The sequence below is a fragment of the Oikeobacillus pervagus genome (assembly GCF_030813365.1).
GTDB lineage: Bacteria > Bacillota > Bacilli > Bacillales > DSM-23947 > Oikeobacillus > Oikeobacillus pervagus.
Map to the genome: position 1 here is coordinate 138,030 of NZ_JAUSUC010000001.1, position 13,591 is coordinate 151,620.

At 38.0% G+C, this 13,591-nt stretch carries 17 protein-coding genes; 5 read left to right on the forward strand and 12 right to left on the reverse strand.

The genetic code is table 11. From position 1 onward, the window contains the following. Positions 1-130: 130 nt before the first annotated feature. From J2S13_RS00740 to spoIIM, 7 genes are all read right to left on the reverse strand, one after another. On the reverse strand, positions 131-1,435 hold the full coding sequence (locus tag J2S13_RS00740) for a pyrimidine-nucleoside phosphorylase (protein ID WP_307255745.1): 1,305 nt from the start codon (positions 1,433-1,435) through the stop codon (positions 131-133). Positions 1,436-1,464: 29 nt separating this feature from the next. Further along, positions 1,465-2,283 (reverse strand): purine-nucleoside phosphorylase, encoded by an 819-nt coding sequence (locus J2S13_RS00745; protein ID WP_307255746.1) that lies wholly within the window; start codon positions 2,281-2,283, stop codon positions 1,465-1,467. Positions 2,284-2,295: 12 nt separating this feature from the next. Continuing rightward, positions 2,296-3,480 carry a phosphopentomutase gene (gene deoB, locus J2S13_RS00750; RefSeq protein WP_307255747.1) on the reverse strand — a complete coding sequence of 395 codons (1,185 nt, stop codon included), beginning with the start codon at positions 3,478-3,480 and terminating at the stop codon, positions 2,296-2,298. 228 nt (positions 3,481-3,708) lie between these two features. Continuing rightward, positions 3,709-4,602: a site-specific tyrosine recombinase XerD gene (xerD, locus tag J2S13_RS00755; protein ID WP_307255748.1), complete on the reverse strand. Its 894-nt coding sequence runs from the start codon at positions 4,600-4,602 to the stop codon at positions 3,709-3,711. 6 nt (positions 4,603-4,608) lie between these two features. After that, positions 4,609-4,824, reverse strand: coding sequence for a YqzK family protein (locus J2S13_RS00760; protein ID WP_307255794.1), 216 nt, complete (start codon positions 4,822-4,824; stop codon positions 4,609-4,611). Between the two features lie 348 nt (positions 4,825-5,172). After that, positions 5,173-5,658 carry a ferric iron uptake transcriptional regulator gene (gene fur / locus J2S13_RS00765; RefSeq protein WP_307255749.1) on the reverse strand — a complete coding sequence of 162 codons (486 nt, stop codon included), beginning with the start codon at positions 5,656-5,658 and terminating at the stop codon, positions 5,173-5,175. A gap of 109 nt (positions 5,659-5,767) precedes the next feature. After that, complete coding sequence (spoIIM, locus tag J2S13_RS00770; protein WP_307255750.1) at positions 5,768-6,403, reverse strand: stage II sporulation protein M; 636 nt, start codon at positions 6,401-6,403, stop codon at positions 5,768-5,770. A 144-nt stretch (positions 6,404-6,547) separates the two neighbouring features. Here spoIIM and J2S13_RS00775 point away from each other — a divergent pair, with 144 nt between their 5' ends. Beyond that, entirely contained in the window at positions 6,548-7,126 is a 579-nt protein-coding gene (locus J2S13_RS00775) for a GNAT family N-acetyltransferase (protein ID WP_307255751.1), read from the forward strand. 135 nt (positions 7,127-7,261) lie between these two features. Here J2S13_RS00775 and J2S13_RS00780 read toward each other — a convergent pair whose 3' ends face one another. Then, positions 7,262-8,422 (reverse strand): endonuclease Q family protein, encoded by a 1,161-nt coding sequence (locus J2S13_RS00780; protein WP_307255752.1) that lies wholly within the window; start codon positions 8,420-8,422, stop codon positions 7,262-7,264. Beyond that, positions 8,423-8,974, reverse strand: coding sequence for an NUDIX hydrolase (locus J2S13_RS00785; protein ID WP_307255753.1), 552 nt, complete (start codon positions 8,972-8,974; stop codon positions 8,423-8,425). It lies immediately after the preceding gene. Between the two features lie 128 nt (positions 8,975-9,102). Between J2S13_RS00785 and mciZ the strand changes: the two genes are divergently transcribed. Both mciZ and J2S13_RS00795 read left to right on the forward strand, forming a co-directional pair. After that, the gene (gene mciZ, locus J2S13_RS00790; RefSeq protein ID WP_307255754.1) at positions 9,103-9,237 is read left to right on the forward strand and encodes a Z-ring formation inhibitor MciZ; all 135 of its coding nucleotides are present in this window, start codon (positions 9,103-9,105) and stop codon (positions 9,235-9,237) included. A 58-nt stretch (positions 9,238-9,295) separates the two neighbouring features. Next, entirely contained in the window at positions 9,296-10,219 is a 924-nt protein-coding gene (locus J2S13_RS00795; RefSeq protein WP_307255755.1) for an aldo/keto reductase, read from the forward strand. 54 nt (positions 10,220-10,273) lie between these two features. Here J2S13_RS00795 and J2S13_RS00800 read toward each other — a convergent pair whose 3' ends face one another. Then, entirely contained in the window at positions 10,274-10,522 is a 249-nt protein-coding gene (locus J2S13_RS00800) for a YqkE family protein (protein WP_307255756.1), read from the reverse strand. A gap of 127 nt (positions 10,523-10,649) precedes the next feature. Beyond that, positions 10,650-11,855 carry an acetyl-CoA C-acetyltransferase gene (locus tag J2S13_RS00805; RefSeq protein ID WP_370873920.1) on the reverse strand — a complete coding sequence of 402 codons (1,206 nt, stop codon included), beginning with the start codon at positions 11,853-11,855 and terminating at the stop codon, positions 10,650-10,652. A 157-nt stretch (positions 11,856-12,012) separates the two neighbouring features. Between J2S13_RS00805 and J2S13_RS00810 the strand changes: the two genes are divergently transcribed. Then, positions 12,013-12,144 (forward strand): hypothetical protein, encoded by a 132-nt coding sequence (locus J2S13_RS00810; protein WP_307255758.1) that lies wholly within the window; start codon positions 12,013-12,015, stop codon positions 12,142-12,144. Between the two features lie 83 nt (positions 12,145-12,227). Beyond that, on the forward strand, positions 12,228-13,148 hold the full coding sequence (locus J2S13_RS00815) for an alpha/beta hydrolase (RefSeq protein WP_370873921.1): 921 nt from the start codon (positions 12,228-12,230) through the stop codon (positions 13,146-13,148). 14 nt (positions 13,149-13,162) lie between these two features. On the opposite strand, the gene J2S13_RS00820 is transcribed toward J2S13_RS00815, so the two are convergent. Beyond that, complete coding sequence (locus J2S13_RS00820) at positions 13,163-13,483, reverse strand: iron-sulfur cluster biosynthesis family protein (protein ID WP_307255760.1); 321 nt, start codon at positions 13,481-13,483, stop codon at positions 13,163-13,165. Positions 13,484-13,591 lie beyond the last annotated feature (108 nt).

Consider the following 13,591-nt stretch of genomic DNA (forward strand, 5'->3'; position numbering starts at 1 on the left):
CCCCACTTTTATACACCGTGTTACAAAAATTTGGATGGTGCCTGGCACCATCCAGAAATTGTAAACAGAAATTTACAGTTGTCATCAAAGAAAAACCCGTTACATTTTGGGTAACGGGTTTTTAAGTTCTTTATTCGGTTATTTCTTCATAGATGAGTGTTGGGACGGGGGGCTTTTCTTTGGAAATGGTGATGCTTTGATAAAGTTTTTCCTTCACTTGCTTGATATCTTCTTGATTGCTGTATATTGTAACGAGTGAGTCCCCTTTTTTCACCTGATCTCCTATTTTCTTATTTAAATGCAATCCGACTGCGAGATCAATGACGGAATCCTTTGTTGCTCTCCCGGCTCCTAGCCACATCGCCGCAGTGCCGATATGATCAGCCATCATACTAGAAACATAACCATCACCTAACGCAGGAATCTCAATTTTATATTTTGCCTGTGGAAGTTTTTCCGGGTAGTCAACAATCGAGCTATCCCCACCTTGGGCTTGTAAAAAGGTTTTTAATGTTTGTAAGGCAGATCCATCTTTCATCGCCTGCTCTAATAAGGATCTTGCCTCATTCAGATTATCAGCCTTCTCAGATAGAACGACCATATGGCTTCCTAAAATTAAACAAAGCTCTGTTAAATCCTCTGGGCCTTCTCCTTTTAGTGTATCGATTGCTTCCTTTACTTCTAAAGCATTCCCAATCGCATATCCGAGTGGTTGACTCATGTCTGAAATGATGGCCATTGTTTTACGTCTGACATTATTCCCGATCTTCACCATGGCTTTTGCAAGTTCTCTTGAATCCTCTAATGTTTTCATAAAAGCACCTGCACCTGTTTTCACATCAAGAACAATGGCATCAGCCCCTGCTGCAATTTTTTTACTCATAATGGAGCTCGCAATTAAAGGAATGCTATTTACTGTCGCCGTTACATCTCGTAAAGCATATAATTTTTTGTCCGCTGGTGTTAAATTTCCACTCTGCCCAATGACCGCGAGCTTATTTTCATTGACGAGTTGAATAAACTGGCGATTATCGATTTCAACATGGAAACCGTCAATAGATTCTAATTTATCGATCGTTCCACCTGTATGCCCAAGACCCCGTCCACTCATTTTCGCTACAGGGACTCCCACAGAAGCTACAAGGGGACCAAGCACAAGGGTCGTGGTGTCCCCAACTCCTCCCGTAGAATGTTTATCCACTTTGATGCCCTTTATTTCTGATAAATCAATTTGATCACCGGATCGTACCATAGCCATTGTCAAATCTGCACGTTCTCTTTCATTCATCCCTTGAAAGTAAATGGCCATTAATAAAGCACTAATTTGATAATCAGGAATAGAAGCGGTTGTGACTCCATCAATCACAAATTGAATTTCCTCAGTGGATAGTTGTTGGCCGTCTCGTTTTCTTTCAATAATATCGACTATTCTCATCTTCTACCACCACTTTATATAAAAATTTTTTATTCTATTTTCTGAATGATTTCTTTCACATACGTTAAGAAATCATTTCGGACTTTCTCTGTTGTTTCGATCACTTCATCATGCGTTAACGGTTGATCTAGGATTCCTGCAGCCATATTAGAAATACAAGAAATCCCCAATACTTTTAATCCTGCATGTCGCGCCACAATTACTTCTGGCACAGTTGACATTCCAACAGCATCCCCGCCTAAATAACGGGCCATGCGGACTTCTGCAGGAGTTTCATACGATGGACCTGTATTTCCAACATAAACTCCATCACGCACCTTTAATCCGATTTTCTCCGCAATGGACTTTGCCAATTGAATGAGTTCTTTGTTATAGGCTTCAGACATATCTGGAAATCTTGGTCCTAATCGAGAATCATTTGAACCGATCAGAGGGTTCCCTCCCATTTGATTAATATGATCGGTTATAATCATTAAATCACCTGGTTCAAATGATTCATTGACCCCTCCTGCTGCATTCGTGACGATTAGAGTTTTGACTCCTAATGTTTTCATCACTCTTATCGGAAATGTCACCTGTTCAAATGGATACCCTTCATAGTAATGAAAGCGCCCTTGCATGGCCAATACTTCTTTTCCTTTTATTTCTCCAAAGACGAGTTGACCTGCATGCCCCTCCACTGTTGAGACAGGGAAGTTTGGAATCTTTTCGTAAGGTATTTTCACTGGATTTTCTATTTCATCAGCAAGTACTCCAAGCCCTGAACCAAGAATCAGCCCTATACTTGGAGTTTGTCTGTATTTTGTTTGCAAAAACTGACGAGCTTGATTGATTTGATCAAAATTCATGGTCATGGCTCCTTATTTCAAATCTTCCAAAAAACTTTTTCCGTATTTTGGCATACTTACTTGGAAATTATCGGCGATTGTGGCTCCGATGTCCGCAAAGGTTTGTCGAATTGGCAACTCATTTCCACCTTTTAATGTCGGTGAATAGACGAGAAGCGGTACAAATTCACGAGTGTGGTCTGTTCCATGATGAACCGGGTCATTCCCATGATCGGCCGTAATGATTAATAAATCTTCTTTTGTCATTTTATCAAATACTTCTGGTAGCCGCGCATCAAATTCCTCCAACGCTTCCCCATACCCTTTAGGATTGCGGCGATGACCATACATCGCATCAAAATCCACTAAATTTATAAAACTAAGACCAGTGAAATCCTGATCAAATACAGAAATAAATTGATCCATTCCGTCCATATTGGATTTAGTTCGAATGGCTTGTGTTACTCCTTCCCCATCATAAATATCAGAAATTTTCCCAAGGGCGATACAATCAAACCCACGATCTTTCAATTCATTCATGACCGTTCTTCCAAATGGCTTTAAGGCGTAATCGTGACGATTCGAAGTTCTCGTAAAATTCCCTGGCTCACCGATAAACGGACGAGCGATCACCCGGCCTACCATATATTTTTCATTTAATGTTAGCTCTCTAGCAATTTTACAAATGGAATACAATTCATCCAATGGAACGATCTCTTCGTGGGCTGCAATCTGTAACACAGAATCAGCAGATGTATACACAATAATGGCTCCTGTTTCCATATGTTCTTTTCCTAGTTCATCCAAAATAGCCGTTCCACTTGCTGGTTTATTTCCGATTACTTTTCGTCCTGTCTTCTCTTCCAATTGATCAATAAGTTCAGCGGGAAATCCTTCAGGGAACACTTGGAAAGGGGTGTCAATTCTAAGCCCCATGATTTCCCAATGGCCTGTCATAGTGTCTTTCCCATTTGAGGCCTCTTGCATTTTTGTATAGTAAGCTAGCGGTTTTTCCACTTTCGGAACTCCTTTAATTTCACGAATATTGGATAGGCCAAGCTTAGCCATATTGGGCAAATTTAAGCCTTTCATATGTTCAGCAATATGACCGAGAGTATCGGCACCTTGATCATTGAACTTACCGGCATCTGGTGCTTCTCCAATTCCAACTGAATCCATTACGATTAGGTGAATTCGATTATATGTAAATTTTCCCATTATTAAACCTCCTTCGTAAATTGAAGTTTCTTTTTTGTTCAAAAATCTTATGGAGCGGTTTCAAAAACGAACGGTTTTTCAATATTATTCCCCAAAAATCTTTCCATATGAATAGTTTAAAACGTCAGAAGTCTGACAACTATATTGTATCGAATTTCCTTTTCTTTTAAAAGAAAAAAACCGTCTTCCTTTATCGGAAAGCGGTGAGGTGTCACTAAAAAGTTATTTTTAAGCACGAGGATGAAATTTTTTATAAACTTCCCGTAATCTTGTTTTGGTTACATGTGTATAAATTTGGGTGGTAGAAATATCGGCATGTCCTAGCATCTCTTGTACCGCTCGAAGGTCTGCCCCATTTTCTAGTAAATGGGTCGCAAATGAATGTCTCAAAGTGTGAGGGGTAAGCCTTTTTTCAATATTGGCCTTTTGGGCAAGCCCTTTTAAAATTTTCCAGAATCCCTGTCTTGTCAATCGTTTTCCATGATGGTTTAGAAATAGAGCTTCTGTTGAATTTTTGTTCGATATGATCTTAGGCCGAGCATTTTGTAAATAATTTTCCATCACTGAAATCGCAGTTTGGCCAATTGGAATAATTCTTTCTTTATTCCCTTTTCCAATACAACGAACGAATCCCATCGTCGTATGCACATTTTCAATATTCAAGCCTACTAATTCACTCACACGTATCCCTGTCCCATATAAAAGTTCAAGCATTGCTTCGTCTCGAATTCCATAGGGGTTTGATCGATCAGGCGTTGATAACAGTGCCTCAACTTCTGCCAAATTTAACACTTTTGGTAGAGTTCGCTCCATTTGTGGTGTTTCAATGTGAACAGTAGGGTCTTGATCCACTGCTTTTTCCCGTAGTAAAAACTGATGAAATGACCGAATAGAGGCAATATGTCTTGCAATCGTCTTGACTGATTTTTGCTGGGATTTTAAATGATTTAAAAACTGTAAAATATGCACCCTTGACACTTCATTTAAAGAGGATAATTGTTCGACGTTTTTTAAGTATTGAATGTAATGTTTCAAATCTCGCTCATAGGAAATCACTGTGTTCTTTGCCAATCCTTTTTCTACTACCATAAAATGAATGAAGTCTTGTAATTGATCATTCATGAAGCATTACTCCCCATCTAAATAAAAAAGTAATAATCGATCCACCCAATTAGGGGGATCTTCATTTAAAGATTGATATACCTTCACCGCTGATCCCTCCGGCTCTTCATAGCGGTGATAATTCTCATATTCTTGATTTATCCATATCATACCATAATAAAATAATGTCGTGCATCCTGTAAAAAGGATAAACACCTTAAACATTTGCCATAAAATTTTCATCTTCGACCGCACCATCCTCATCCTCCAAAACGTTACTTTCGACTGATTACAGCTCTCATCCATGCTTCTATAATACAAGCTATGACCGTTTTAATAGGTTTTATAACTTAAATCCTTCCGTTCAGCCAAAAAAATTCTTTCAATCGGTGCGGTAGATCAAATACGGAAACGCCTTGCTCATCGGTGTACGGATTTCTTAAGTTTAGACTGAGATAAAGGAAACACAGCGAAGTCTTTCACGAGCTGATGTGGATTTATCGGAGGGAGAAAACAGAGAAATTTTCTTAATTTTATAGTTTCCTTTAGTTCGCTTATGAACAAAAAAACCTTTCAAATTTGAAAGGTTTTTTACTCGATATTTTCTTTTGATTGTTCTCCCTTTGAATCTGTATCTGACTTTTCTTGACAACGCCAGCATATGCCGTGAAAAGTTAAGCGGTGATCTTTAATTTTAAAATTCCAATCCCGTTCCACAATCGCTTCTACATCTTCAAGCAGATCCTCTTGTATCTCATCAACAGAACCACATTCAATACATACAAGATGATGGTGAAAATGAGCAGCACCTTCCTGTCTTAAATCATATCGGGATACTCCATCGCCAAAATTTATTTTATCAACAATTTTTAGTTCAGTTAATAACTCTAATGTTCGATAAACCGTTGCAAGCCCAATTTCGGGTGACTTTTCTTTAACGAGGAGGTAGACATCTTCGGCGCTTAAATGATCTTCTTCATGTTCTAATAAAACTCTCACTGTAGCTTCGCGCTGAGGTGTTAATTTATAACTTGCAGAATGCAATAATTTTTTTATTCTTTCTATACGGCCTTCCATTTCCGTTCCCTCCCTCGCCGATGTCTTTCTTATTATACCAAAAAGGGAGGAATAAGCAAAATAAAATTATTATAAAATGGAAACTAAAACTTTTATTATTTAATAATGATTATTTTATCACCATCTTCATCAAGGTTGGCGATATATAGGCCTCCACACTTGCAGCCACTGTTGTGATGCCTACAGCTAAAATAAAAAAGATCACATAACGCGTAAATAACGGTGTAATATGGTAATTAGCAGCATTCTTTATAAAAATTTTCCGAATTAACTGTAAAGAGAAAGCGACCGCACTCGCAGCTATAAAAATAAAAGCTGGAATGATAAATAAGTTTTGTGGTAGGACTGTCGCAAATGATATAAAAAATCCTTTCCATCCCATTTGATTCACAAGGAAACCAACCGAAAATCCAACGACGACCCCTTTCATAAATAAAAAAACGAATATAAGTGGTAAACCAATGATGGAGGCTCCCAAAATCCAAATGAACCCTAAATATTTTACATTATGTAAAAAGCTTTGTTGAAATATATCTTGAGAAACAGCAACTTGCCCTTCTGATACTTGTCCGAAAAATCTCTGTAAATAATAAAACAAGTCTTCTTTTTGAGTTAATGATAAGCTATTCACTACAATGGCACCAAAAATGACTCCCATTAAGAAGAGTGTAATAATGAATAAATAAATTGAGGAATTTGCCTGTACATGTTGGACCACTATTTGAGATGATATTTTTTTCCGCATCTTAATTTCCTCCTAAAATTCGATTACTATACTCTATGAAAGTAAAAGAAAAATATGATAGATTGATTCATTTTTAAGAGATTGTTATTATTTTAATAACCAGAAATGATACTACGTAATTTTTAAAACAGAAGGAGGAATTATATGAGTGAAATGATGCTTGACTTTCCTGAAAAGATTGAGTCAGATAGATTGTTTATTCGCCCTTGTCTTCCTGGGGATGGAGCAATCGTTCATGAGGTCATCACCCGTTGTCATGATCATTTAAAACCGTGGATGGATTGGGCGCAAAAAAATCAAACTTTGGAGGAAACAGAAGAGAATATTCGAAAATCCTACGCTGAATTTATATTAAAAACAGACATCCGCTTACATATTTTCCGCAAAAAAGATGGGCAATTTATCGGTAGTACAGGTTTCCATCGAATTGATTGGACCATACCGAAAGTAGAAATTGGTTACTGGCTGGATCTAAAGCATGAAAAGAATGGATATATGAACGAAACCGTTGAGACCTTAACCCATTTTGCCTTCGAAACACTAAAAGTGAATCGCGTAGAAATCCGTTGTGATCAAAACAATCATTCATCAAGGAAAATACCTGAACGGCTAGGATATGTGCTAGAGGGGATCCTACGGAGCAGTGCTTTAAGTGCTGATGGGACATCTTTGAGAGACATTTGTGTCTATTCAAAAACCCGTCAAGATTTTAATGGAAAATAACGCGTTTAGAACACCCATCTAACGCATAAATATCCTCATTTTCCATAGAAACCGTAAAATCTGTAGTCTTTGTATTCCCTATTCTCCTTTTGAAATAAAAATCGCGAAAGATCCTTCAACCTTTCGCGATTTTTACTATTTCACTTTTCCATATTTGCCACCGCCTCCAGATTCTACAGTCACCTCACCTTTTCGTGATGACAGAATTCGTTCAGCAAGGGGTGGCTTCACAACACTTGTTAATTGTTCAAATGTTGCCTTATGTATAATATTCATTTCCGTATCAAAACAAGTTAATAATTTTTGCATCGTTTTTGGTCCAAGTCCTGGTAGAAATTCTAATGGTACTTGGTGAACGTATGGAGGACGTTTGGGAGCGGGGGCTTTCCCTTCACTTGCCAATTCCTGAATTCGTTCAGAAACTCCTTTTGTAAATTGTTTCGAACCACAGCTTTCACAAACTACCGCCGTTTTGGGTGCAAAGCAACGAGCACATGCTGTGAGATGGTATTTCCCTAACCTAGGATCCAAACCGAAATTAGCCAAAATTCGGTTATCCCCTTCATGATGAAGGGCCTTCTTTAAACATTGAAAATCAGGCTGTTCCAATCCAATAATTTGATATTCACGAGCCATTTTAGCTAATGAGTGGGCATCTGAGTTTGTCAAAAACGTGAACGAATGAAGTTCTTCAATTTGGTCCGCCATTTCAGTGTCTGAACTTAATCCTAGTTCTACCCCATCGATATATTCGGGATCCAAAACTTCTCTTAGACTAGAATGAACCCCTTTTCCGTACAGACTTTTAAATGGAGTAAAAACATGGGCTGGAATAAAAAGACCACCTAATTCCTTTACTTTCATTTGTAAATTTTTCGCTGTTTCATATATTCTTTGGGTGCTTAAATGGATGTTTTTCACCCGTTTAGATAACCAATTGGAAAACTCCCTGATCGTTTCTACGTATGGAAAATAGGCTAATACATGCAGGGGACCTAAGCAGTTCTCATCATAAACCTCGATTTCTACGCCTGGAATTAGTGTTACTTCCCCCTCGTATAATAATCCTCCTCCTTGAAGCTCTACTAATTTCTCCTGTTCTAATAATGATTCCAGTTCTTCTAAAACATCTGGTACATGGCAATCAATGATGCCGACAACATCTAAACCTTTTGGTTGCTTAGCACTTTTCAAAATATTGGTTAATGTTAATGTTTTAGACCCTGTAATTTTAACCGGTTTTCCTTGCTTTGTTCTACCGATGTGAATATGCAAATCTACAAAATATGGATTCATTTATTTTCGCGCCTCTTTTAACTGTAAATATTGAACAGCATATGCGGTTTTGACATCCATAATTCGCTGCTCTTTTAAATAGGATGCCGCTTCTTCTAAAGACAATTCCTCCAATCGCACAAATTCATCTTCATCTGCAGCTTTTGCATTTTCTTTTTTCTTCAGCCCTTCTGCAAGAAAAACATGGAGAAGCTCATTAGCAAATCCAGGGGAAGTATAAAATGAAATAAGTGGCGTTATTTTTTTACAGACATATCCCGTCTCTTCCTCCAACTCACGGCGTGCCGTTGTTTCTGGTTCTTCTCCCGGCTCAAGTTTTCCTGCAGGGATTTCCACGATTGAACGATTTAACGGTTTTCGGTATTGCTCAACCATGACGATTTTCCCTTCATTTGTTATGGGAATAATCGCTACAGCTCCTGGGTGTTTTACAATTTCTCTTTTCCCCATTTTTCCATCCGGTAACTCTACATCATCCACTTGAACCTGTATGACTTTTCCTTTAAAAATTTCCTCGGTACGAATTGTTTTTTCCTCAAATAGATTATTCATTTCCATCACTCCTGTTCTAAACACACCATGCTGACATAGATTTTACCATAGTAGAACACTTCATTCAGTGTAAGAGTTCCTTGGCTTTAATGTAAAAAAGAGAAAATTTTCATTCGTGGAGGGAGAAAATGAAGGTTTATTTAAAACATGATCGAGTCATCTTGACTGGAAATTATCAGGAAATCCAATATCTTTTGACAAAATACAGAAAACAGTTTACCTATGTTAAAGACTGGATTGAAGCGAATTCCCCAAATTGTTAGTAGGAAAGTTTTCGTGATACACTTAGTTTATCAACTATGTGAGAAAGGATTTGTCATAATGAGAAAGAGAAAACTAGGTTCTTCTGATTTATATGTCAGTGAATTATCTGTCGGCTGTATGTCTCTCGGATTGGATGAAGATCATGCTAGAAAGATCATAGAGGCTGCTCTTGATGAAGGGATTAATTACTTTGATACGGCAGATTTATATGATTACGGTAAAAATGAAAAAATGGTGGGCAAGGCTTTAAAACATGTCCGAGATGATGTCATTATTGCAACAAAGGTTGGAAATCGCTGGGAACAAAATAAAGATGGTTGGGTTTGGGATCCTTCCAAACATTACATAAAGGAAGCTGTAAAGAAAAGTATACAACGGCTTGACGTTGATTATATTGACCTCTATCAGTTACATGGGGGAACGATAGAAGACCCCATCGATGAAACCATTGAAGCATTTGAGGAGTTAAAATCAGAAGGCTTCATCCGTTATTACGGAATTTCTTCTATCCGACCGAATGTTATTCGCAAATACGTCCAATCATCCAATATCGTGAGCGTTATGATGCAATATAGTTTACTGGATCGGCGGCCTGAAGAAGTGGTAATGCCACTTCTTTCAGACAACAATATTAGTATTGTGACTCGTGGTTCTATTGCAAAAGGATTACTTACTGATAATTGGAGAGAAAAGCTGACAGATTCTGTTCGAGAAAACGGGTATTTACAATATTCATATAACGAACTTACAGAATTACTAGTTTCCTTGGAAAACCGTTTTCAGCATGAGCATTCCTTAACAAGACTGGCCATTCAATTTAATTTAGCTCATAAATCTGTCGCTTCAGTTGTTGCAGGAGCAAGCTCCGTACAGCAACTGAAGGACAATGTGCAAGCGGTTCAACAAAAGCCCTTATCTAAAGAAGAGCTCTCTCTCCTTCAGTCTCTGACTAAAGAAGCACAATACACGGTGCATCGTTAATCATTTTCATGAAAGAGGATGTCTTAACCTTTAAGGTTAGGACATCCTCTTTTGTTATTTATAATCTTTCCAGTTTAAATTGCTCTCCCCTAACAATTCTTCGAAACTTTTATTTTTCTCTCTTTGTCTCCGCTCTTCTCTTTTTTTCTCCTCCTCTTCTTCCTTACGCTTTAACTCTTCTTTTTGTAATTGTTTCTGTTTTTCTTTTAATTGTTCAAGTATGTCAGAATTTAATGCATCTTTTAACGTAAGATTTTCTTGTTGGGACGCTTTCTTTTGACGCGATTGCTTGTTCTTCTTCATCCTTCGTCTTCCTTTCTAACTTCCATGCTTTTTCCTTTAAGCTGTTTCTTTTATCTTATCTTTTTCCGTTATGTTTGCAAAGAAAAACCCCCATTCGTCTAAAATGGAGGATATCATTGTATTTGATTTAAACCTTCTCGATAATCGTCGCCACTCCTTGGCCACCACCGATACATAAAGTTGCTAATCCATATCGGGACTCGCGTTTTTGCATTTCATAAATAAGTGAAACAAGGATCCGCGTTCCACTTGCACCGATTGGATGTCCAAGCGCAATGGCTCCACCATTTACATTCAGAATGTCTTTTGTAAATTTTAATTCTCGGTCCACTGCAATAGACTGTGCTGCAAACGCTTCATTTGCTTCAATTAAATCGATGTCATTTAACGAAAGATCAGCCTTTTGTAATGCCTTTCTCACTGCATATACAGGGCCAATTCCCATGATGCTCGGATCTACCCCCGCACTTGCATTTGCTTTAATCACAGCCAATGGCTTGACTCCTAATTCATCTGCTTTTTCTTTTGACATCACGACAACAGCTGCAGCTCCATCATTTAGCCCTGATGCATTTCCAGCTGTGACTGTTCCATCTTTTTTGAAAGCTGGTCGTAATTTTGCTAGTTTTTCTGCTGTTGTTCCCGCACGTGGATATTCATCCTGATCAAAAATAAGCGGGTCACCTTTTCTTTGCGGTATTTCGATCGGAACAATTTCCGCTTTAAATTTCCCTTCTTGAACGGCTTTTTCTGCTTTTTGCTGACTCCATACCGCAAATTGATCTTGTTCTTCTCTCGTAATCTCGTATTTTTCGCTTAAATTTTCTGCCGTAATCCCCATATGATAGTCGTTGAAGGCACACCATAAACCATCATTTACCATGCTATCTACTAGCTTTTGGTCCCCCATTTTAAAACCTTGTCTTGCATGATTGAGCACATATGGAGCTCTGCTCATATTCTCCATTCCTCCGGCAACGACAATATCCGCTTCCTCTGCCATAATGGCCTGCACCGCAAAGTGAAGCGCTTTCAATCCAGAACCACAAACTTTATTAATGGTTGTTGCTGGCGTTTCGACCGGAATATTCGCTTTAATCGCTGCCTGTCTTGCAGGGTTTTGCCCCAAACCGGCTTGAAGTACATTCCCCATGATGACCTCATCTACTAAATTAGCAGCGATCCCCGCTCTATTTAATGCCTCTTTTATTACAGCTGCTCCTAAATCAACGGCACTCACGTCTTTTAATGATCCGTTTATTTGTCCAATGGCTGTCCTAGTAGCAGCTACAATGACAACTTCCTTTTTCAATCGTATTTCCTCCCATCCCATTTTCGGAATTTTCTATATCTAAAGACTACTATAAAAAAGTATATAAGGGAAGTAAAAATTTAAACAACTGTTTAAATCTTTTCAAACATTCGTTTATTGGATAATTTCCAGTTTCATTGCAGACGATAAGAGCAGTTTAAGGAAAGGAGGGAGAAAGATGAGTCAAAAACGTGATGGCGGATATAGCCAAAAGGGAAAAAAGAATACCGATACACCTAAAAAGGTGATGGCGGCAGAAGAAATGAGTCAAGCAATTCATCCGACTAGACGACAAAATGCAGAACAATAATGTAGGATAGCCTCTTTTTTGAGGCTTTTTTCTTTTAAAAAGTGGTAAAATAATACCGTAATTCTTTTTAAGGGGGAATGATGTTGAAAAAATGGTGGATCCGTATGGGAATGATTGCTTCTTTCATCATTGGAACTGGGGTTTATTTATCTAACTTAATTTTATACAAAAAGAAAAAAGATGATCAGTTTATTTATGAACGGGAAGTGAAGGCAAAACGGTTGGATCCGGACCTTTTCTCCACTATTCCAAAAGAAGAAGTTTGGATTTCTTCCCCTTTCAACTATCGATTAAAGGCGATTTTTCTCCGTCCTTTTCCCGAGAAAAAATTCATGATTTTTTGCCATGGAGTGACTGAAAATAAAGTGAACTCCATCAAATATATGAATATTTTTTTAGAACGTGGGTATAATGCCATTCTTTATGATCATCGGCGGCACGGGGAATCAGAGGGGAAAACGACAAGTTACGGTTATTACGAGAAGCATGATTTAAAAGCGATTGTAGATGAGCTAATTAAACGGGAAGGTGAAGAAGTTTTCTTCGGAATACATGGGGAATCGATGGGAGCGGCAACCATGCTTCTATATGCTGGGTTATTGGAAGACCGTGCAGACTTTTATATTGCCGACTGTCCTTTTTCTGATTTTCGAGAGCAAGTGACCCACCAAATGAAACGAATATTAAAAATAGCCCCTAAAACAATTCTTCATTTAGCTGATTGGTCTGTTTTTTTACGCGGTAAATACCGTTTAAAGGCGATTTCCCCTATCGAGGCTGTGCAACATATTCAAAAACCTATTTTATTTATTCATAGTCAAGACGATGATTTCATCTTGCCTGAAATGACGAAAGCGTTATACGAAGCAAAGCCAGGAGCAAAGAAATTATTTCTTGCCGAAAAGGGAGCACATGCCCAATCGTATAATGAGAACAAGGAGCAATACATGGCTGCTATTGATGACTTTTTAACAGAATTTGTGGAGTCTCCGCATGGTCATTAACTCATGCGGATTTCTCAGGTTCTTTCTACTATATTCATTCTGGCATTCAAAATTTCATTGGGGCTGCTCAGCTTGAATGTCCCTACATCTGATAGGCCAATCGTTAATTGTTCATCATAAAAAATCATTTTCGATCTTTCTACTAAAATTGGAAACGAATTGGTTTGAATGGCATCATCATCTTCCCCCTTTTCTGGAACAAGCCACAAAGTAGGAACGCCATCCACAGAACACCCACACCCCTCTGTATCATATTTTAATTTAATCCATATCTCTTTGTTCTTCATTTTTTCCGCTAATTTACGAGTAGCTTCTTCAGTAATCGCTATTTTCATTAATGGATTTTCTCCTTATAATTTTTCTCCTTTCATCATAACATATTGATTAGGTACTTCTTTTATTGAATCGATATATTATTTGAAAGGGGTGAAACAGTTGGATCC

Coding starts and splice junctions, on each gene's coding strand:
- J2S13_RS00740 (WP_307255745.1), bottom strand. CDS start 1,435: ATGAGAATAGTCGATATTATTGAAAGAAAACGAGACGGCCAACAACTA.
- J2S13_RS00745 (WP_307255746.1), bottom strand. CDS start 2,283: ATGAATTTTGATCAAATCAATCAAGCTCGTCAGTTTTTGCAAACAAAA.
- deoB (WP_307255747.1), bottom strand. CDS start 3,480: ATGGGAAAATTTACATATAATCGAATTCACCTAATCGTAATGGATTCA.
- xerD (WP_307255748.1), bottom strand. CDS start 4,602: ATGAATGATCAATTACAAGACTTCATTCATTTTATGGTAGTAGAAAAA.
- J2S13_RS00760 (WP_307255794.1), bottom strand. CDS start 4,824: ATGAAAATTTTATGGCAAATGTTTAAGGTGTTTATCCTTTTTACAGGA.
- fur (WP_307255749.1), bottom strand. CDS start 5,658: ATGGAAGGCCGTATAGAAAGAATAAAAAAATTATTGCATTCTGCAAGT.
- spoIIM (WP_307255750.1), bottom strand. CDS start 6,403: ATGCGGAAAAAAATATCATCTCAAATAGTGGTCCAACATGTACAGGCA.
- J2S13_RS00775 (WP_307255751.1), top strand. CDS start 6,548: ATGAGTGAAATGATGCTTGACTTTCCTGAAAAGATTGAGTCAGATAGA.
- J2S13_RS00780 (WP_307255752.1), bottom strand. CDS start 8,422: ATGAATCCATATTTTGTAGATTTGCATATTCACATCGGTAGAACAAAG.
- J2S13_RS00785 (WP_307255753.1), bottom strand. CDS start 8,974: ATGAATAATCTATTTGAGGAAAAAACAATTCGTACCGAGGAAATTTTT.
- mciZ (WP_307255754.1), top strand. CDS start 9,103: ATGAAGGTTTATTTAAAACATGATCGAGTCATCTTGACTGGAAATTAT.
- J2S13_RS00795 (WP_307255755.1), top strand. CDS start 9,296: ATGAGAAAGAGAAAACTAGGTTCTTCTGATTTATATGTCAGTGAATTA.
- J2S13_RS00800 (WP_307255756.1), bottom strand. CDS start 10,522: ATGAAGAAGAACAAGCAATCGCGTCAAAAGAAAGCGTCCCAACAAGAA.
- J2S13_RS00805 (WP_370873920.1), bottom strand. CDS start 11,855: ATGGGATGGGAGGAAATACGATTGAAAAAGGAAGTTGTCATTGTAGCT.
- J2S13_RS00810 (WP_307255758.1), top strand. CDS start 12,013: ATGAGTCAAAAACGTGATGGCGGATATAGCCAAAAGGGAAAAAAGAAT.
- J2S13_RS00820 (WP_307255760.1), bottom strand. CDS start 13,483: ATGAAAATAGCGATTACTGAAGAAGCTACTCGTAAATTAGCGGAAAAA.